The sequence below is a fragment of the Micromonospora sp. NPDC050495 genome (assembly GCF_040655175.1).
Lineage (GTDB): Bacteria > Actinomycetota > Actinomycetes > Mycobacteriales > Micromonosporaceae > Micromonospora.
Genome location: NZ_JBFAJK010000015.1, coordinates 49,110 through 67,034, shown reverse-complemented (window position 1 = coordinate 67,034; position 17,925 = coordinate 49,110). Strand labels below are relative to the sequence as shown.

Annotated in this window: 21 protein-coding genes and 2 pseudogenes; 10 read left to right on the top strand and 13 right to left on the bottom strand. The window is 69.5% G+C overall.

The genetic code is table 11. The features are described 5' to 3' along the window. Window positions 1-59: 59 nt before the first annotated feature. On the bottom strand, window positions 60-365 hold the full coding sequence (locus AB0I11_RS17310; protein WP_357320669.1) for a hypothetical protein: 306 nt from the start codon (window positions 363-365) through the stop codon (window positions 60-62). A gap of 92 nt (window positions 366-457) precedes the next feature. On the opposite strand from AB0I11_RS17310, the gene AB0I11_RS17305 reads away from it, so the two are divergent. Continuing rightward, a complete protein-coding gene (locus AB0I11_RS17305) occupies window positions 458-655 on the top strand; it encodes a hypothetical protein (RefSeq protein WP_357320666.1) in 198 nt (65 codons plus the stop codon). Window positions 656-729: 74 nt separating this feature from the next. Continuing rightward, window positions 730-1,053 (top strand): hypothetical protein, encoded by a 324-nt coding sequence (locus tag AB0I11_RS17300; protein WP_357320663.1) that lies wholly within the window; start codon window positions 730-732, stop codon window positions 1,051-1,053. A 104-nt stretch (window positions 1,054-1,157) separates the two neighbouring features. Here the strand turns inward: AB0I11_RS17300 and AB0I11_RS17295 are convergent, their stop codons facing one another. The 7 genes from AB0I11_RS17295 to AB0I11_RS17265 form a co-directional block, all read right to left on the bottom strand. Beyond that, the gene (locus AB0I11_RS17295) at window positions 1,158-1,784 is read right to left on the bottom strand and encodes a response regulator transcription factor (RefSeq protein ID WP_357320660.1); all 627 of its coding nucleotides are present in this window, start codon (window positions 1,782-1,784) and stop codon (window positions 1,158-1,160) included. Between the two features lie 533 nt (window positions 1,785-2,317). Further along, window positions 2,318-2,929 carry a hypothetical protein gene (locus AB0I11_RS17290; RefSeq protein ID WP_357320657.1) on the bottom strand — a complete coding sequence of 204 codons (612 nt, stop codon included), beginning with the start codon at window positions 2,927-2,929 and terminating at the stop codon, window positions 2,318-2,320. Continuing rightward, window positions 2,926-3,582, bottom strand: coding sequence for a GNAT family N-acetyltransferase (locus AB0I11_RS17285; protein WP_357320655.1), 657 nt, complete (start codon window positions 3,580-3,582; stop codon window positions 2,926-2,928). The genes AB0I11_RS17290 and AB0I11_RS17285 overlap by 4 nt, the downstream gene beginning before the upstream one ends. A 10-nt stretch (window positions 3,583-3,592) precedes the next feature. Further along, entirely contained in the window at window positions 3,593-5,083 is a 1,491-nt protein-coding gene (locus AB0I11_RS17280; RefSeq protein WP_357320652.1) for an APC family permease, read from the bottom strand. Window positions 5,084-5,149: 66 nt separating this feature from the next. Next, window positions 5,150-5,854, bottom strand: a complete 705-nt coding sequence (locus tag AB0I11_RS17275) for a GPP34 family phosphoprotein (protein WP_357320650.1) — start codon at window positions 5,852-5,854, stop codon at window positions 5,150-5,152. A 38-nt stretch (window positions 5,855-5,892) separates the two neighbouring features. Then, window positions 5,893-6,129, bottom strand: coding sequence for a hypothetical protein (locus AB0I11_RS17270; RefSeq protein ID WP_357320647.1), 237 nt, complete (start codon window positions 6,127-6,129; stop codon window positions 5,893-5,895). Then, window positions 6,126-6,341 (bottom strand): hypothetical protein, encoded by a 216-nt coding sequence (locus AB0I11_RS17265; protein ID WP_357320644.1) that lies wholly within the window; start codon window positions 6,339-6,341, stop codon window positions 6,126-6,128. The genes AB0I11_RS17270 and AB0I11_RS17265 overlap by 4 nt, the downstream gene beginning before the upstream one ends. A gap of 506 nt (window positions 6,342-6,847) precedes the next feature. On the opposite strand from AB0I11_RS17265, the gene AB0I11_RS17260 reads away from it, so the two are divergent. Continuing rightward, window positions 6,848-7,459: a hypothetical protein gene (locus tag AB0I11_RS17260; RefSeq protein WP_357320642.1), complete on the top strand. Its 612-nt coding sequence runs from the start codon at window positions 6,848-6,850 to the stop codon at window positions 7,457-7,459. Here the strand turns inward: AB0I11_RS17260 and AB0I11_RS17255 are convergent. Further along, window positions 7,449-7,895, bottom strand: a complete 447-nt coding sequence (locus tag AB0I11_RS17255) for a hypothetical protein (RefSeq protein ID WP_357320639.1) — start codon at window positions 7,893-7,895, stop codon at window positions 7,449-7,451. The genes AB0I11_RS17260 and AB0I11_RS17255 overlap by 11 nt on opposite strands. Window positions 7,896-7,931: 36 nt before the next feature. Here AB0I11_RS17255 and AB0I11_RS17250 point away from each other — a divergent pair, with 36 nt between their 5' ends. From AB0I11_RS17250 to AB0I11_RS17230, 5 genes are all read left to right on the top strand, one after another. Continuing rightward, on the top strand, window positions 7,932-8,519 hold the full coding sequence (locus AB0I11_RS17250; protein WP_357320636.1) for an HD domain-containing protein: 588 nt from the start codon (window positions 7,932-7,934) through the stop codon (window positions 8,517-8,519). Next, window positions 8,516-9,487: an aminoglycoside phosphotransferase gene (locus tag AB0I11_RS17245; RefSeq protein ID WP_357320633.1), complete on the top strand. Its 972-nt coding sequence runs from the start codon at window positions 8,516-8,518 to the stop codon at window positions 9,485-9,487. The genes AB0I11_RS17250 and AB0I11_RS17245 overlap by 4 nt, the downstream gene beginning before the upstream one ends. Window positions 9,488-10,227: 740 nt before the next feature. Further along, window positions 10,228-11,607, top strand: a complete 1,380-nt coding sequence (locus AB0I11_RS17240) for a helix-turn-helix transcriptional regulator (protein WP_357320630.1) — start codon at window positions 10,228-10,230, stop codon at window positions 11,605-11,607. Beyond that, a complete protein-coding gene (locus AB0I11_RS17235) occupies window positions 11,604-12,506 on the top strand; it encodes a PfkB family carbohydrate kinase (protein WP_357320628.1) in 903 nt (300 codons plus the stop codon). The genes AB0I11_RS17240 and AB0I11_RS17235 overlap by 4 nt, the downstream gene beginning before the upstream one ends. Before the next feature lie 221 nt (window positions 12,507-12,727). Next, window positions 12,728-12,991, top strand: coding sequence for a hypothetical protein (locus tag AB0I11_RS17230; protein WP_357320625.1), 264 nt, complete (start codon window positions 12,728-12,730; stop codon window positions 12,989-12,991). Here AB0I11_RS17230 and AB0I11_RS17225 read toward each other — a convergent pair. From AB0I11_RS17225 to AB0I11_RS17210, 4 genes and pseudogenes are all read right to left on the bottom strand, one after another. After that, a pseudogene (locus AB0I11_RS17225) lies at window positions 12,988-13,356 on the bottom strand (HAD family hydrolase); the annotation flags it as partial. The gene AB0I11_RS17230 and the pseudogene AB0I11_RS17225 overlap by 4 nt on opposite strands. 145 nt (window positions 13,357-13,501) lie before the next feature. Further along, window positions 13,502-14,900, bottom strand: a pseudogene (locus tag AB0I11_RS17220) (IS1380 family transposase). 120 nt (window positions 14,901-15,020) lie between these two features. Next, the gene (locus AB0I11_RS17215) at window positions 15,021-15,167 is read right to left on the bottom strand and encodes a hypothetical protein (protein WP_357320622.1); all 147 of its coding nucleotides are present in this window, start codon (window positions 15,165-15,167) and stop codon (window positions 15,021-15,023) included. A gap of 99 nt (window positions 15,168-15,266) precedes the next feature. Next, window positions 15,267-16,178: a LysR substrate-binding domain-containing protein gene (locus tag AB0I11_RS17210; RefSeq protein WP_357320619.1), complete on the bottom strand. Its 912-nt coding sequence runs from the start codon at window positions 16,176-16,178 to the stop codon at window positions 15,267-15,269. A 221-nt stretch (window positions 16,179-16,399) separates the two neighbouring features. Between AB0I11_RS17210 and AB0I11_RS17205 the strand changes: the two genes are divergently transcribed. After that, a complete protein-coding gene (locus AB0I11_RS17205) occupies window positions 16,400-17,134 on the top strand; it encodes an SDR family oxidoreductase (protein ID WP_357320616.1) in 735 nt (244 codons plus the stop codon). A 71-nt stretch (window positions 17,135-17,205) separates the two neighbouring features. Beyond that, window positions 17,206-17,829, top strand: coding sequence for an NAD(P)-binding domain-containing protein (locus AB0I11_RS17200; protein WP_357320613.1), 624 nt, complete (start codon window positions 17,206-17,208; stop codon window positions 17,827-17,829). Window positions 17,830-17,925: the final 96 nt, after the last annotated feature.

Sequence of the window (17,925 nt, the reverse complement as noted above, 5' to 3'; positions counted from 1 at the left end):
CGGCTCGAAGCCGGGGGCTGCTCATGATCGAGCCGGGACGCTGCAGGCTATTGGGACGGTCAGCTGCGTTTGCCGTCGCGCTCGTCCCGGCCACTTCTGCTCCCCATAGAGTGCATTCCGGCGGCGGCCAGAAGGCATGCGTGAGTGACCGCGGCGAGTAGTAGGTGGTAGCCGCCGTGCGCTAGGAGCGTGGCGGCAAGCAGGGGTGCAACGGCTTTGGCGGTGGTGAAGGGGGCGGTAAGTCGTCCGGCGATGGTGGCGTAGGCGGTGGTGCCGTACCGGTCGGCAACACGGGGGCCGACGTGCAGGTGGAGCAGCCCCGGCAGCAGGCCGCCGACATCCGGGCCCCGCAGCGTGAACGTCACGCTGCGGGGACCCGCTCCTTCTCGACCCAGGCAAGGCGGGGTGATCGGTCGAGTTCGTGCCCGGCTCTCGTCGATCACCTAGCGTCGGAGAGGTGGAGGTGCTGCTGCGCGGCGGGCCGGGTGACGGCCAAGTGGTGTCCGGCGGCGGGGAAACTGTCGTATGGCAGGCCTGCTTGTACGAGATCACGCCGGAGTTCGCCCGCCGCGGCGGGCGTGATCTTCGGGTGTACCGGCACCGCGCGGATTGCTGCGAGCCCTACGGACGAGGCGCTGAGGACCGCTGCGAGTAACCCTTCGTACGGGCGCGCGAGACACACTCGCTATCCGAGCCGCACACCAGATCGAACGTATGTACGATCACGGGGTGCAGGAAGTGGTACGGCGCTGGTGTAACGGCGTCTGGGGACGCCTGACCCGACGCGACGTATGGCTGGTCCGCGAAACGCGCTGGACGGTGATGGCCCGGGCCGGGGACACGGAGTCCGGAAAGGTGCTGCGCTGGGAGTTCGACTCGGAGCCCCAAGCCCTGGAGATGGTTGACCGCCTGCTGCGCGCCGACACCGCCGGCCAGTGGCGGGAGCAGGACCGCAGTACTCCCCCGCCAGCTTCTGGCGCCGGGGAGGCGCGGCAGGAGCCCGCCCAGGAGTCACCAGCCGACAGGAGCGCCCGACGGCGGTACTCCTCTTAAGCTTCAGCCGCCGGCTCAGGCCCGAGGTCGACGCGGGCCGGTGTTCGGCTGAGCAGTGGCAGGCAAGCCGCTGCCCGGAGATCTGCGGCTGGGTCGTGGCGGTGTCAGATGAGGCCGTTGCGCAGCGCGTATGCCACGGCGTGGCAGCGGTTGCGTAGGTGGAAGCGGTTGGTTATGTCGTGGAGGATGGTCTTGATCGTCCGTGGGGAGTAGGAGAGTTTAGCGGCGATGTCGGCGGTGTCGAAGCCGTCGGCGAGGAGCCGCAGCACCTCGATCTCGCGGTCGCGTAGTGCGGTGATGGTCAGGCCGCGTGGCGTGAGCACGTCTCGGTGCAGCGCTCCGACGTGTTGGAGTAGTCGGCCGAGCAGGTCTGGTGGGAGGCTGCCCTCGCCGGCTGCGGCGGCGCGGATGACCGTGACGAGGCGGTCCGCGTCGGCGTCGCAGCGGCGGACGATCCCGGCGACACCGTGTTCGGCTGCGGTGACCAGCCCGGCGTCGTCGACGTGGGTCACCACCAGCACGAGTGCGGGGGCCGCCGTCCGGCGGCGCAGCGCGCGGAGGGTTCGCAGGGTTGGCTCGTTGACGCTGTCGCAGACGACAAGCGTCACCTCGGCTTGGTCGGCTTCGACGTCGTCGAGTAGCAGCACCTCTGGGCGGGGGCGCAGCTGGCTGAGCAGGCCGACGCGGGTGATGGCGTCGGTGGAGATCAGACTGATCGGGGTACGGGGCATGAGGGCTTCCGTGCTCGGGTGTCTGGTGATCGCGGGTGAGGGTTGCCTGCTGGTGCTCGCTGGTTGGCTCCGCTGCGGAAACGTCGTCGCGATGCCAGCGCACGACATCCCGCGTCGTCTGCTCCCCGCCGTCTGCGACGTAGCGGGCGCGGTGGCACAACCGTGTCGAACCGGCCGCTGACGTGGTCGCACTCGGCGGGTGCGATGTGCTCAGGACGGTTCCCGGCTGGCCGCGGGTAGGCGAGGGTAGTCGCGGTCGTGGTGAGGGTGCCGGCGAGTTCGGATGGCGGTAGCGGGGCTGGTGCGGCGCGGCCGCTATCGGTGAGGTCGAGTGGCTCGGGCATCGACAGGCGGGGTGTGGCGGGTAGGGCGGCTGTGGTGAGGGTGGTGGCGAGTGCGGCGATGTCGGCGGCTGCCAGCACTCGGACGGTGGGGCGTGGTCGGGGCATGTGCCTGTCGATTTCTCGGTAGAGCTGCGGTAGGCCGGCGTCGTGGCTGCCGCGTCGTTGGGGCGGCCACGACGCCGGGGGTGGTCACGGGTTGCGTGGGGTGGGCCGGCCGCTGCGGCGCAGGGGCCACAGGCGTGGCCCGCTGGGCAGGTGCAGCGGCAGGTCCTCCCGGTAGCCGTTCGCGCGCAGCAGGTGTCGGGCGCCGTCGGTGGTGACGACGGCGTACGCCGGGTCGCCGGTCTGGTCGATGACCTGGTGGTGGGCGCGTAGTAGGTCACCGGCGACGTGCCAGCCGTAGTCGGGTTGCACGGCAAGCCAGGACAGCCAGTGGTGCGGCGCGTTCGGCCGGTAGCTGCGGGTGGCGGCGTTCAGGTCGTCGAAGCGGGGAACGGCGCGGCCAGCGAACGTGGTCAGGTGGTAGTCGCCGAGGGCCCACCGTTGCGCGTTGAGGTCGTGGCGCTGCCACACCGCGGCGGCCGACCAGTCCACGCTCACGTAGACGTAGCCGGTTTCGACAGCGTGGTCGACCTCGACCGCGAGGAGCCGGTGTAGTACGTCGGGCCGCTCGGCGGGGTCCGGTACCAGCCACTGCGCGACCGGGTCCCGGGACAGTGCGTCGACGACCAGGGCGGTGACGGCGGCGACGTCGCTCGGACCGGCGCGCCGTACGCGGCTGGCGGCGGGGGCGGTGTTCACAGCGACCGCCGGCGCGGTGGGCTCACGGCCGGGAACGGTGTGCGGAGGCCGCCGTTGAGCTGTCCGCGCCACATCGGCCAGAAGGGAGGCCCCGTGGGCGTCGGCAGCATGGGGGTCTCCGCCTTGTATCCGTGGCGTGCGTACAGGTCCCGGTTTCGTGGGTCGCTGGCCTCCAGATACGCCGGCATGTTCTCCCGGTCCAGGGCCTCGTGGGCGTGGGCGAGGAGCGCGGAGCCGATGCGTCGGCTCTGCGCGGCCGGGTGGACGCCGATGTAGGCGAGGTACCAGTGCGGAACGTGGGGGTGGCGCGCCTGGAACATGGCGTCGAGCAGCAGGAACCGCGCCGCGTGTCGGCCGGTGGCCTCCTGCAGGCCGTAGACGTGGTCTGGCACGTGTGAGGGGGTGTCGTCGCGTCGGTACCAGATCGCCGCGCCGGACAGGTCGTCGGTGACGTCGACCCAGCCGTAGCGGATCCCGAGGTTGAGCATCAGTTTCATGTAGCCGGTGAAGACGGCCAGCCGGTCGGCGGGTTCGGGCGCCACCCACTCGGCGACCGGTCCGGTCGAGAACGCGGCGGCCATCACGGACACCAGCCGTGGCAGGTCCTCGGCGGTGGCCGGGCGGATGTTGAGGTCGGTGCGGGTCGTCGACATGCGGGCCTCCTCAGATGGGCTGTCGGACAGGGTCAACGGTGCGCAGCACCGCCGCGGTGTTCGCGCCAAGGCCGATCGCCTGGTAGGCGTCGGGCCGCCAGGCGCGTAGGGCGAGTGCCCACGTCAGCCCGGCCAGGGCGGCGACGGCGTAGCCGGCGGGGAACAGCCACCGCAGCGGAGAGGTTGGCTCGACACCGAGGAGGGTGTCGAACTGCTCGACGGTGACCACGAGGATCGCTCCCAGGGCGAGAGCGGCCAGGGCCGGCGCGACCGTCGTGCGCCACACGCCGTCGCGATGGGCGGTGCGGGCGAAGAAGGCGACCACGGCGACGGAGGTGAGCGTCATCAGGATCAGCACCCCGAGGGCGCCGAGGCTGGTCAGCCAGAAGAACAGGTGCACGATCGGGTCCGCGTCGGTGATGACGTATCCGGCGAGGACTACGCCGGCGAGGGCGGTCTGCGTGATCGAGCCGGCCTGCGGCGCGCCGGTGCGCCAGCTGGTGCGGCCGAGCGCGGCCGGCATGACCCGTTCCCGGCCGAGCGCGAACAAGTACCTCGCGACCGTGTGGTGGAAGCTGAGCAGGGCGGCGAACAGGCTGGTGATGAACAGCAGCCGGCCGGCGGTGACGATGCCGGCTGCCAGGTGCGGGGACACCAGGTTGAAGATCAGGTCGGTGCCGTCGGAGCGCGCACTGTCGATGATCTTGTCCGGGCCGGTGGCCACGGACATCGCCCACGCCGACACCCCGTACAGCAGGCCCGTGACCGCCACGGCGATGTACGTCGCGCGGGGCACCGTCCGCCGCGGGTCCTTTGTCTCTTCCGAGAACACGACTGTGCCTTCGAAGCCCACGAAGCCGGCGATGCCGGTCACGAGGGCCGCGCCGAGGCCGGCGCCGATTAGATGCGAGGGGGCGAGGGTGTCGAAGCGAATCTGGCCGCCGGCCGGGTGGGTGACCATCACCCCGTCGTAGACCAGGGCGATGACGCACTCGGCGATGAGCAGAACGGCGAGGACCTTGCCGTTGAGATCGATGCGCAGCACGCCGAGCACGGCGACCACCGCCCACGCAACGAACGCGCACAACCACCAGGTGGTGTCCCAGCCGTACCGGGTGTTGAGGAACTGGGACAGGACCGCGCCGAAAGCCCCGTACAGGCCGATCTGCATGGCGTTGTAGCCCACCAGCGCCACCAGCGCCGTGGCCACGCCGGCCGGCTTTCCGAGACCTCGGGTGACGTAGGTGTAGAACGCGCCGGCGTTGACGATGCGGCGGGACATGGCCACGTAGCCGACGGCGAACAGGGCGAGCACTCCAGCGACCACGAGGTACGCCAACGGAATACCGCGCACGCCGGTGACGGCGTACCCGGTGCTCGCGCCGCCAGCGACGGCTGTCAACGGGGCGGCAGCCGCGACGACGAAGAAGACGACCGCGGGTATGCCGAGTCGGCCGCGGGCCAGCACCGTGGACACGGTGTCAGGACGAGATGAGGACATGGGAACTCGATCCCCTCTCAGGGATTGAAGGGGCGAAAAGGGTGGGTGTTGGCCTCAGCCTGTTACTCAGGTGCGGTGACTCAGAACGGCGTGGCCGATCGCCGTGTCCAGGTCAGCGCGTAACTCGTGCAAGGGCTTCGGAGCGGCGGCCAGGAGGCGACGCAGGTGAGCGCCGACCGCGTAGGGGGCGCCGTCGAGGATGAACCGGTCCAGCCGGCACGACACCGCTATGCCGGCCAGCGCGAGATCGAACGGGCTCAACTCCTCGTACTGGCGTAGCTTGGTCGACAACCTGGCCCACGACCAGGCGGCCACGTTCATGTCCGTCGGCACGTGCACCGTGACGGTGCCGAACATGCCGAGCACCCGACGCTGCTGGTGGGGGCGGACCTTGCCGACCTGCCACAGCCGCCGCGCGACCTGCTCGTAGGCGTCCGCCGCGAGGTACGCCAGCCAGGTACGGGTGGCCGTGTACTGCGACTCAGCGACCAGCCGATCCAGCACGAGATGCTGCAACGGATCCCCCGGCGGCCGGCGGTCGAGAACCCGAACATGCCCCCCGTCGAAGGTCAACCGGCCAGCGAAAGCCAACTCCCCCAGCAGCGCCGCAGCCAACCCATGAGTGACCGCCGTATGGTGCAGCCGGCGCCGGCCAGACTGGTCATGATGAGCGATCAAGAAGAACTCATCAGCCAGAAACACCGCAGCGTCCGGGACGGCAGCCCGCGCCAGCCGGGTCTGGGCGGGAGCCGGTTCCAGGTTGATGTACATGGTCGGGCGGTCATCCTCTGCGCCAGGAGGTGTCATGGTCACCGCTGCTGGCCTTCCTCGATCACGGCGTCCGCGGGTACGGGAATGTTGAGCTCGGTGAGGACAAGCAGACCGCCGCGACTCCGGCGAAGCTGAGCCAAGGCCCACGCGTACTGCTTGCAGTCCTTGCTGTCCGTGCAGTTGAAACAGGTGCCGCCGGCAGCGTGCTGGATCGCCGTCCGGCGGGCCGAGTCGAAAACATCGACGGGGTGGTCGCTGTCATCGATAGGGCTCATCGCAGCCTCGCGGTGTGACGCGGCAGTTTGACGCGCAGCTCGATGCAGGGCGGGTGCTGGTCAACGGCCAGGTACTCGCTCGAGCGGCATCCAAGGACCCACAACCACTCGTCGCCGGGCTTGACGATGGCGCTCCGGCCCTGCGTGGCCGACACCGCCACCAGCGACTGCGGGCGGTCGGCACTGCGGGCCTGACGGTTCGTCGATGCCACACCCCACAAGGCGAAGACCGGAGTCGCCGCCAATGGGATCAGCAGGAGCGCGAGCCTCCGAGCAACAGGCACAACAGTCCTTCCCACAATCCGGCGAATTGGCGCGGTAGTCCGCGCTGCGGTCTGCGACGGGCCGGGGTACGGCACGCGACGAGAGTGACTAAAGGCGAAGACCGTCGATGTCGGTAAGGCTCCCCGTCTACGTCTGACAATCCGCCGACAATCCGCCTTCCGATGGCGGCTACCACGCGTCGAGCGGGCGGCGCGCATCGCGTACTGACACGCTGCATCGCGGCTTGCGGCCGCCAGGGCCGGTCAATGGTCTGGGCCGATCAATGTCGGCGCTTTGTCAGAGTTCAAAGCAATGGGTTATCGACACCCGTGCACCCGGCCGTTAATGGGGACATCACCGTGAGCGCCAGCGGCGCGGACCGCGGTGACGGGCGATCCAGCCGCCGGCTGGTTTCGCCTGCCTGTGCCCAACGCTCCCGTAGGAGGGATGTGCCATGGCCCCACGAACCATGCCCGAACCGGCTGCGGTCGGTCGCCGAGCCGCCGAGATCCTCGACCTGATCACGCAGCACCCGTCGTCCGAACGGCTACGCAGCTCGTCGATGAAGTACTCCAGCTGCTGGGCGACGTTCACCGGGTACCCGGCAATCAGCCGGTGGTCCATCGACCGGGACGCGGGCCCGTTGCTGACCGAGGCGATGCGGGTCCTGGCGCTCAAGGCCGCGGTGTTCGAGCTCTCCGACGGCGACGAGGAAGCCGCGGAGCTGCTGGTGCCGGCGCCGGTCGACGAGATGATCCACGCCGTGCTGGCCCAGTTCACCCTCATGTCCCGGATGCAGCGCGACCTCGGGGTCACGTTCCCGCACGCCACAGAGTTGGAGGAATTCACCTACACCCGCGGCTGCCTCACCGACGCGTACTACGCCGCCGCCGGCTGGGGGCCCCAGCCGCTGCGGTACTGGCTGGACTCCGCCGAGGTGGCCCGTCGGCTGAACCAGCTCAACGCCCACTACCAGGCCGCAGGCCTGGGACGCGACGGACGCAGCCACGACTTCGCCTTCGACCAGCCAGACCCGGCGACCGCGCCCGTCGGGGTCAGCGGTTAGCCAGCTCCACCGACAGCACCCGCCGCATGGCCGCCACCACCTGCTTCGGGTCGAACCTCTCGCCGGCGAGGCGCTCAGCGCGGGCGACGGCGCCGAAGATCTGCTCCGACGGGGCGTCGCGCAGCACGGCGACGAGCCAGCCTTCCAGATCCACCAGGTCGGCAGGCAGCACCAGCGAGGCAGGCGTCGGCGCCGGCCGTGACGTCCGGGCGGGGACAGGCTCGCCGCGCGAGGCGTAGCGGCCCGGTGGCAGTCCGACCCGGTACGGGTGCACACACACCGCGACACCCTCGACGGTGACTCGCCATCCGATGTCCGGGTTGTAGGCGAACTCGGGTCCGGGCCGGTCGACCACGTCGAACTGGCCCGGCCCGAGCTGCTGAGCGGGGCACACGACGCACGTTTGCTCACACCACTGCGGTAGCGGCCCGGACATGGCGCCGATGCTACGGCAAACAGGAGGTATCAGGCTATGACCGTCTTATCCCCTCCCCGGGCCGCCGCCGTCGACCGCGCCCTGCGCGATGCCCAGCGATGGTGCTCCGGACAGGCCATCGACGGCCGCCCGGCACTGGCCCACGCGGTCCGGGTCGCGGTGACCATCGGCGACCATGTGCCCAACCCGGACCCGGATCTGATAGCGGCAGCGCTACTGCACGACATCCCCGACTTCGCGCCCCGTACGCCGGACATCTACCAGGTCCTCGCCGCCGCCTACGGCCCGCAGGTGTCGCGGATCATCGCCGCCTTGCAGGACGAGCACCAGGCCCTCGACACGTCGGACCCGCCCATCCCCGTCGACGACCTGCCGGTGCTGCTCGCCTCGACCGCCGACAAGATCGTCGCGCTGACATCGCTGCTGCGACGGGCGCACGCCAGCGGCGACGTCGCCGCCTTCCTCCGCACGCGTCCGGCGCTGCTCACGCTGCTGCCGCACTTCCGGGCCTTTCACCAGGCAGCCCACCCCCGGGTGCCGGCGGGGATGTCGGCACGCCTCGACACCGCGCTGGCGCTGCTCGAGCGAGCCGCCACCGGCATCCAGATGGCGAGCAAACCGTGATCGCCATAGATGCCGCGTTGGCGGACCAGCTACGCCGCGACCTGCTCACTGCCGCCGGCCATCAACGGACCGGTGGGCAGGTCATCCAGGAGTGGGAACTGTCGACGGTGCAGCGGCTGTACCTGAGCGACGGCAGCAGCGTGATCTGCAAGCTCGCCACATCACCGTTCACCGGCGAAGCCGCCGTGCTGCGATCCCTCAACGAACACGGTGCCGCGGTGCCTCACCTGCATGGCTACACGCTACGTCCGCAGGCGCTGGGCATGCTGATGGACGACCTCGGCGACCCCATCCGCCCACCGACCACGGCCGAGGCCGCAGCCGCCGCCCGCGCGGTCCACGCCATCCCCCCGATGCCCACGCTGCCCGCGTTCGGCCAGCAGACCCTGGCGCGCCTTCCTGAGCAGGCGCTCGCCGCACTCGACGCGCTACACCGCCAGGGCCGTTTTCTCGACGCGGGCCTGATCGGGGAACTGCTGCGGCGGCTGGCAGTTGTGGCGGGCAGGCGTGCCGACGGCGCCGAACGAGAGCCCTTCGGGCTCTGCCACGGCGAGTTCCACCGCAGCTCGCTGCATGTCCGTCGCACCGGATGCCGTCTCGTCGACTGGGCGAAAGCGTTCACCGGCCCCGGCCTGCTCGACCTCGCTACCTGGTTCGGCACCCGCACTACCACCCGCCCCGCCCAACTCACGAGCCTGATCCGCGCCTACGTCGCGGCCGGCGGCAGTCCCGACGCCCACTCGGACCGCGGCGGTCTGCCGGCAGCTCAATGGGCGCTGGGGTGGCACCGCGTATGGGCGGCCTGGTGGTTCCTGACCACAGCCACCGCAGGGCACCACCAGCCCCACACCGACAGCCACCACACCCAGGTCGTACACCGCCAACTGCACGCAGCCGCGCAACTGCTTACGGCAGCACCCCACGCCGCAGGCAGCAGGCAACCCACTACTGCGGAAAGATTCTCGTGAAGCGCCTCATCGTGGATACCCCACGCCTCGTCCTGCTACTTCCGAACCTCCGTCGGCGAGGATGGACGCAAGGCGTTGGTGCAGATCACCGAGCGGTGCAACCTGCACTACGCCCACTGCTTTGTCTCCTCCACCACAGTCGGGTCCGACCTGTCCCTGGGCGACTTCACCACCCAGGTGCTGCCGCGGCTGCTCGACGCCCGAGTCGAACGTCTCACGCTCACTGGGGGCGAGCCCTTCGTCCATCCCAACCTGATCGCCATGTGCCAGGCGGTGGCCGATCAAGGGCACCACCCGCCGACCAGGCCGCCGAGGCGCCGATTGCGTCCTGCTCTCCACCTTCTCCGACGAACCGATCTTCGACGTGATCGCCCGCGGACACGCCGCCACCACGAACCAGTGGATCAGTCTCCGTCCCCGCCCAGTGCAGCACCGCCATGCCCGCCGGGGTCATCGGTCCTCACGGCGCCTGGCCCACCCGATGTGCCACCGACGACAGCACCGACCTCGCGCGTGTCACCCTCAATCGCAACGCGCCAGAGCTGCGTATCGCCCTGCATGCCGCCCGGCCGTGGCGGGCCACTGCGCGCGACGGAAGCCTCTACCAGCAACGGCGGGTGGACGACCTACGCAGCCACGACCGCACGGTAGGGTAACAATCCACATCGAAGCACGCCTCTGGCCGGCGCTCGGTCATCTCACTCAGCCGTCCGAGGCACGATGGCCCCGGGGAGGCGACGGTGGCAGATCCGAACGAGGCGAGCGAAGCGTGGCGCGCGCTTGGCCAGCAGTTGGCTGCGTACCGCAAGGCGGCCGGCCACACCCAGCACTCACTGGCGCCCAGGATCCTCACCGGCCGCAGCACGATCGCGAACACCGAAGTTGGACGCCAGCATCCAGACCGGGCCTTTTGGAAACGCTGCGACGAGGCTCTCGACACAGGCGGCGCTCTCACCGCCGGGTATGACCAGGTCGTTGCTGTTGACCAGAAGTACCGTCGGGCCAGGGGAACAGCAGCATTCACCACCGCCCTGACCACAGCCGGCACCGCCCTGGTAGTCGGCGCATACGGCCAGCCCGCAAGGGAGACGGATATCGTGACGACTGTGGCAGACGGGCGAGGCCGGCAGGTTCAGGTCAGCCGCCGGGCGCTCCTACACGCTGTCCCCGGCGGTGTGGTGGCATCTCTCGCGAGTGCGGAACCGCTGGTCGCGGCGACACGGACGGCGCAGGTTGATCCGGCTGTTGTGGAGCGCTTCGCGGTACTGCGGTCGGTGCTCGTGGAGTCCGACAACCGGGTCGGTGCCGCGGCGATCCTTCCCACGGCCCGCCAACAGCTCGGCCACATCGCCGACTACCGCCGAGCCGCACGAGGCAGCCTCCGCGACGCGCTGTTGAGTGCCGAGGCCCGGTGGGCGGAATTCGCCGGCTGGCTCAGCGACGATATGGGCGACCGCGACGCCGGCGAATGGTGGCTCGCCCAAGCGTTGACCATGGCCCAAGAAGCCGGCGACATGGAGTTCACCGCCTACGTTTTCGCTCGCATGGCGCAGCGGGCCAGCGACGCCGCCGACCAGGACCGCGTACTCGGGCTCGCCCGTGCTGCCGAGCGCGCTGGTAGCACGCAGGAGCAGGTGCGCGCGTTCGCGGCGGTGCAACGCGCGCACGGGCACACCGTCGAAGGTGACGCCGGCTCGTTCCGGGCCGCCATCGACGAGGCCCACCACCTCGCTGCCGCCACCGCAACAGAGGGCGGTGGGCTCGGTGCGTTCTGCACCACGGCATACATCAGCGCGCAGGAGGGCGAGGGCTGGCTTCGGCTGGGCCGCCCCGGCGCCGCCGTCCGGTGTTTCGGCGAGGCTCTCGACGCGTGGCCGGAAACGTACCGACGCGAACGGGGTCGCTATCTGGCACGCACCGCCGTGGCCCACGCCGCCGCCGATGAACCCGGCTTGGCCGCTGCCGCCGCCCTCGCCGCGCTCAACCTGGCCAACCTCACCCGCTCGGCACGAATCCAACGCGAGGTTGCCACCGCCGGCCGCCAGCTCGCGGCGTTTCCCACCGAGCCCGGAGTGCAGCAGTTGCATGCCGCCCTGGCCGCTTCCGCAGCGACCTCGTGACCGACAGCAGCGGTGCCGGCGACAGGGTCGATGCCGCCTTCGTCGGCCGGGCCAACATCGACCTGACCATCCATGTACCTCACCGCGCCCGACCTGGCCGCACCGCCATCGGCTCGCCCGTGACCACCAGCGCTGGAGGCAAGAGCCTCAACCAGGCCTTCGCCGCCGCCCGCCATGGCGGGCGCGCCGCCCTGATCGCCAACGTCGGCGCGGACACCTGGGCCCACCAGATCACCACAGCGCTGACCGACGCGGGCGTCGACACCCGCCATGTCCGGCTCGTACCCGACGCCACCACCGGCGCGGCCATCATCGAGGTCACCCCAGACGGCGAAAGCTACATCACCCTCGCCCTCTCACCCGCCACCGAACTCACCACCGACGACATCCACCGCGCCACCAGCGGCCTTGGCACGGAGGCCCTGATCGTGCAGCTCGACCTACCACCCGAACCCGTGACCACACTGCTGAGCCACCGCCGCGCGCCGATCGTCGTTGGCAATCTCGTCCCCCACCCCGACCTCGATCCCAGGCTGTTGGCGGAACTCGACGTCCTCGTGGTCAACCAGCATGAAGCTGCCGCCATCCTGCGCACCACCGCCGGCACCCCGCTCGACGCCGCCGCCGCGTTGCAACGCCTCGGCCCCCGGATCGTCGTCGTCACCGCAGGCCCGAGCGGCGCCGCCTTTACTGACCCCCACGGGTCCGGCACCGTGCCCGCACCTGCCGTCCCGGTCGTCGACACCACCGGAGCCGGCGACAGCTTCCTCGGCTGTCTCGCCGTCGACCTCGCTCACCACACCCCGCTTTCCGACGCCATCACCACCGCCGTCCACGCCGGCTCCCACACCGTCGGGCACAGTGGTGCCCACACCCCCACAAACCAGATCCTCAAATAGAAACAAGGGCTCGACCTCGGCAGTCGAGATGGAAGTAGAGGACGACCGCAGATGGACCCGGTACCCGCTGCTGACGGGAGAGTCGACCGTGAACGGCTCGACTCGCTTGCGGAGTAGGTCGAGGTTTGCCCGGCCGCACAGCCGTCGTTTGATCATTTTGAGTCGGGGGGGGGTTGACGTGGCCTTCGACAACGCTGGAGCTGTTCGGCAGAGTCAGGCCGTTGAGGACGGCGTCGTGGGCCACGGCGGGCAAGCAACGCAGCGTTATCCTCGCCGACCTAGCCTCTGCACACGGCAGCGACGGTGACCACGCCGCCGAATATCTGAACCAGGCGATGGACGCCCTACATAGCGACTGGTACGGCACCGGCCTGGAGCGGGTCAGGGAAGTCTGGCCCTTGCTGGGCGGCAGCCGGCAGGGCAGGCAGCTCGACGAACGGATAGCCGCACTCGCGGCCAGCCGGGCCGCCCTACCCGGCGGCTAAGCCGCCGCCTCGTTGTGCTTGCGTACCAGTTCGGGCAGCTCAGCCAGCGAGTCGAGCCGGAACAAGCAGCGCTCGCTGACGGCCTTGTCGTCGAGGATGTGTCCCCACGGGCCGCGCCGCACCAGCGCCGTTGCAATCCCGGCCTCCTGGGCGGGCCGGATGTCGTTGTCCAGCCGATCCCCGACGTACAGCACCTGATCGGTTGGACAACCGGCCTCTGCCACCACCCGTTCGAAGAATGCAGCCGACGGCTTCTCCACGCCCCAACCGTCCGACGTACCGATGACATCCACCGGCAGGTGCAGCGCGCGCAGGATCGTCTCGGCCCGTGCCGTCTGGTTACCAGCCAGGCCAACCCTCACGCCTAACCTCGGTCTTTCGCCGGTGGTTGATCATGGATCGTTCCAACGTTAGTTGATCTTTATTGGCGGTCCGTCGGGTGCGGTCATGGTTGTGGCCCGGCGTGTGGCCGGGTCCCTCCGGGTGCTCGTTGGTGCGGGGTGGCGGGGTTCAGGTGATGGGTCGGGGTAGCGCGGCGAGGTGGGTGAACGCGGTGACCAGGTGTTCGACCCAGGGCCAGTGTTCGGCGATGCGCAGTCGGGTGCGGCGGGCGGAGCGGGTGATGCGGGCCGGCACGTGCAGCAGCCGGTAGCGCAGCTTCTTGGGTTCGGCGGCGGCGAGGTCGCCGTCCAGTAGCAGCATTTGGGTCCAGGCGAGCAGGTCGATGCCGGTCAGTGCGAGTTGCAGCCAGGCGGCGTTGATGGCGAACACTCGGGACGGGAAGCGGCCGAAGCCGGTGTCCTTGCCGGTGCGGATGCGGTCCTCGACGCGGGCGTGGCCGCGGTGGCGGGCCTCCAGGAATTGGATGCTGCCGTGGCCGGGTGGGGTGTCGGTGGCCATGACCTGGTGGCGCATGCCCTCGATGGTGTCGAACAGGGACAGTTGCGCGCCGGGGTGTGGGCGTTCCCGGCGGGCGATGAACCGGGTTCCGGCCGGGTAGCCGTCGTCCGGGACCAGGCCGGTGAGTTCGCAGATCTCGGCGCCGTCGCGTGGTTCGCCGTCGGCGTTGAGGGCAGGGATCCAGTCGGTGGCGTGCCGGATCGCGTCACGGACCGGCTCGGTGATCGCGACACCGACGGAGAAGGAAGTGTCCAGGTGCTGGGTGCGCAGGCTGCGGATGTGGGCCAGGAACCCCTGCGTGCAGCCGGCCGAGTCGCTGCGGATGAGGATCGGGGTGCCGTGCCGGTGCACGTCCGGGATCTGCGCCAGGGCGGCGTCGAGCACGTGGATGTGGTCGGCGGTGGTGTTCGATCCGGCCCGGCCCTCGCGCAGCAGCCCGGCGAGGGCCTCCCTGGTGTTGTCCAGGAAGCAGAACAGCGGGTGGTAGCCGAAGGTCTTTTTCCACGTGCGGGTGGCGGACTCCTTCTCCGAATGGCAGATCACGATGGAGGCGTCCACGTCCAGGACCAGGCCGGGCACCTGCTGCCCGGCCGCCGTCACCGGAGGCAGCCCACCACGGGTCTCTGCCGCCTGCGCCCAAGCCACCTGGCGGGCACGGGCCCCGGGCCGCGCCCAGCGCGGCGAGCATCTCACCGTCCAACGTCGACAGCAGCCGCCAGGCGGTCGGGTCCGAGGCCACCGCACCGAACAGGTCCGCCTGGTCCCGCAACACCGCCAGGTCAGCGATCGCCTCACCCCCGTCGGCGATCATCACCGCGAGGTCGACCGCGATCCGGCCCGGGTCGTGGCCGCCCCGCCGCTGCCGCAGCCCGGCCAAGGTCTCGCTGAACGCGCCGGTCAGGCCGGTGGCGTCGGCGACATCAGCCAGCAACCGGGCACCGGCGTGACCGACCACGCCCCTCCCATCGCCGCTCACAATGATCTTCGGGCGTGCTCCGGTACTCTTCACCTGGCAAGTGCCTTCCGAGACGGGCGATCAGGGCCTTCGACAAGCCGGATCATCCCAGATCAGAGGGCACTTCCTTCATTTCGATCAAGGAGCGGGACGGCCCTTAACGAAGGGCCGAGGCTAGGCTACCTCTGCGAGACTCTGCGCCTTCGGATGCTCGACGATCTCAACGTCGAGTCCGCGCGCGACCGCGTCCGCCTCGAACCGCTCCGCGCCGTCCATCACACGATCTGCGTCGCTCATTTTCCACTTCTCGGGCTTGAGCACGCAGGTAGGTGACCGTCCGCACGGCGATCGCAGTAGCCCGCAGGCCTCCAGAGCACAAAGCAACCGGTCGAGTGAGGAACCTGATGTCAGCCGAGCTGCTCAACCGCGCTTTGAAGCGGCATCGGTAACAATCTGCCACATCTCGTAGTTCCCGCATTGTGCAGTGATCTCAGCCGTCGCCTGAGCCGCGGCGAAGAAGTCGTCAGCCATCGGCGAGGTGCGTGACGCCGCCATCGCGATGAGTACCTGGTCAGGCGCCAAGTCCGAGACGGGCACGTAGCTGATGTCCGGCCGTGAGTAGAACACGGTTTCCGAACGCCCCACGAACGAGATGCCGCGGCCGGCCGCGACGTGCTCGAGCTTCTCCTCCACCCCGCGCACCCGGAGCCCGGAGTCGGGGTGCGGGCGCCTGGTGGGCTGCGTGCTCGCGTCGGCATGCCAGATCAGCGGCTCACCGGCCAGGTCGGCCTCGGTGACCTCCTCCTTTCCGGCCAACCGGTGATCGGCGGGCAGCGCCACCATGAGCGGCTCGGTGTAGAGGGGAGTCAGGCGCAGGCCGGTCTCGTCGATGGGCAGCCGTACATAGCCGAGGTCGACGCGGCCGTCGAGCAGCATCGGCACCTGGTCGTCCCATTCCATGCGCTGCACGTCCACGATTACGTCCGGATGGCGGCCACCGAACTCCCGCGCCGCGGGAATGACCGGGATGCCGGACCGAAAACCGATCACCAGCCGCTGGCCGCCACGGGCGGTCGCGGACACCCGGCGCCGGACCGCGTGCGCGGAGGCGAGCAGCGGACCGGCGTCGTCCAGAAGTTGTCGGCCCGCGTCGGTCAGCGTGACGCCGTGGCTGTCCCTGGTGAACAGGGAGGCGCCGAGATCCTGTTCGAGCGCGCGGATCTGCCGGCTAAGCGCCGGCTGCGCGATGTGCAGATCGTCGGCGGCGCGGCCGAAGTGCAGCCTGTTGGCGACGGCGACGAAGTAGCGCAGCTTGCGCAGGTCCAGATCCATGGGCCCTCCAGGTCCGGCAATGCCTCGAGGTTATCACCACGGCTGAAACAGGTCTTGGACACCCGATCCGGCCAATGGCATCGTTCATGACAGCCGAGAGAAATGTGTACAGGAATTTGGGATCGGCATTTGATGGCAGGGCCCAAACCCAGGATGAGCATATCAATAATTGGTCCTCTTCCGTTCCCGTTTCGGAAACCCATCAATTCAAAGGAGTGACCGTGGGAAAGCTCGATGGCAAGGTCGCGGTGATCACCGGTGGATCCACCGGCCTGGCGCTGGCCGGGGCCAAGCTGTTCGTCGAGGACGGAGCGTATGTCTTCATCCGGGCCCGGCGGCAGGAAGCGCTGGACGACGCCGTCAGGCTGATCGGCCGCAACGTGATCGCCGTCCAGGGTGACGCGTCCGACCTGGACGACCTGGAGCGCATGTACGACACCGTCAAGCGGGAAAAGGGCTCGATCGACGTGCTGTGGGCCAGCGCCGGGTTCGGCGAACCTAGTGTCCTCGGCGAGATCACCGAGGAACAGTTCGAACGCTCCTTCTCGCTCAACGCACGCGGAACCCTGTTCACCGTGCAGAAGGCCCTGCCACTGATCAACGACCACGGCTCGATCCTCATGACCGGTTCCAACGCGTCCCTCGGCGCCTTCCCCGGCTGGAGCCTCTACGCGGGAAGCAAAGCCGTCCAGCAGGCATGGGCCCGTGTCTGGCTCAACGAGCTGCGCGACCGCAAGATCCGGGTGAACGTCCTGACCCCCGGCCAGGTCGGCACCGCCAAGCAGGAAGAGCTGTTCGACGAGGCGACGAGGGCCGCATTCGAGTCCCTCATCCCCCGCGGAACGATGGGCCGTCCCGAAGAGATAGCCAGCATCGCCCTGTTCCTCGCCTCCGACGACTCCAGCTATGTCAACGGTCTGGAACTGGTCGCCGACGGGGGCACCACCGCTATCTGAACCACGCACGAACAAGTCAGAGCGGCGCCTGGAGAACAGGCGCCTCGAGCACAGAGAAAGAGGCACACCTCATGAGCAGCATCACGTTCATCGGTGCGGGGAACATGGCCCGCACGATCGGCACGCTCGCTGTGGCGGGCGGCAACTCCGTCGAGATCATGGCACGTGATCGCTCCAAGGCCGAGGGCCTGGCCAAGGCTTTGGGCGGCGGCACGACGACGGGCGAGTGGGGCGCCGTCCCGGCCGGGGACATCGTCATCACTGCCGTGCTGTACGCCGGTGTCGTTCCGACCGTCGCCCAGTACGGAGACGCCCTCGCGGGCAAGACCATCGTCGACATCAGCAACCCCTTCAACGCCGCGTTCGACGGCCTGGCCCACAGCGAGGCGACCTCGATCGCGCAGGAGGTCGCCAAGGTGGCCCCGGCCAGCGCCAGCGTGTTCAAGGCCTTCAACACCATCTTCCGTGGCGTTCTGGAGAACGGCCGGCCCGACGTCTTCCTCGCCGGTGACGACCCGCGGGCCAAGGCGGACGTGGCGGCATTCATCGAGAGCCTCGGCCTGCGCCCGCTGGACGTCGGCGGCCTGAAGATGGCGCACTGGCTCGAAGGAGCGGGAGTGCTCACGGTAGGCCTCGCCGGCAACGGGATCGGCCACGGGAACTTCGCCCTAGGCGTCAACGAGTTCACGAGCTGACCCAGCTGCCCCCTGGGGATCAACAAGCAGTCGGCGAACAGAATGCCTGCGCTCTGGTTGGTTGATGGACCACCGGCTCGCCGCTGTCAGACATCA

Bases quoted from the DNA above. Each gene is read 5' to 3' on its own strand.
- AB0I11_RS17270 (WP_357320647.1), bottom strand. From the start codon at position 6,129: ATGAGCCCTATCGATGACAGCGACCACCCCGTCGATGTTTTCGACTCG.
- AB0I11_RS17280 (WP_357320652.1), bottom strand. From the start codon at position 5,083: ATGTCCTCATCTCGTCCTGACACCGTGTCCACGGTGCTGGCCCGCGGC.
- AB0I11_RS17295 (WP_357320660.1), bottom strand. From the start codon at position 1,784: ATGCCCCGTACCCCGATCAGTCTGATCTCCACCGACGCCATCACCCGC.
- AB0I11_RS17210 (WP_357320619.1), bottom strand. From the start codon at position 16,178: ATGGATCTGGACCTGCGCAAGCTGCGCTACTTCGTCGCCGTCGCCAAC.
- AB0I11_RS17275 (WP_357320650.1), bottom strand. From the start codon at position 5,854: ATGTACATCAACCTGGAACCGGCTCCCGCCCAGACCCGGCTGGCGCGG.
- AB0I11_RS17285 (WP_357320655.1), bottom strand. From the start codon at position 3,582: ATGTCGACGACCCGCACCGACCTCAACATCCGCCCGGCCACCGCCGAG.
- AB0I11_RS17200 (WP_357320613.1), top strand. From the start codon at position 17,206: ATGAGCAGCATCACGTTCATCGGTGCGGGGAACATGGCCCGCACGATC.
- AB0I11_RS17255 (WP_357320639.1), bottom strand. From the start codon at position 7,895: ATGTCCGGGCCGCTACCGCAGTGGTGTGAGCAAACGTGCGTCGTGTGC.
- AB0I11_RS17250 (WP_357320636.1), top strand. From the start codon at position 7,932: ATGACCGTCTTATCCCCTCCCCGGGCCGCCGCCGTCGACCGCGCCCTG.
- AB0I11_RS17260 (WP_357320642.1), top strand. From the start codon at position 6,848: ATGGCCCCACGAACCATGCCCGAACCGGCTGCGGTCGGTCGCCGAGCC.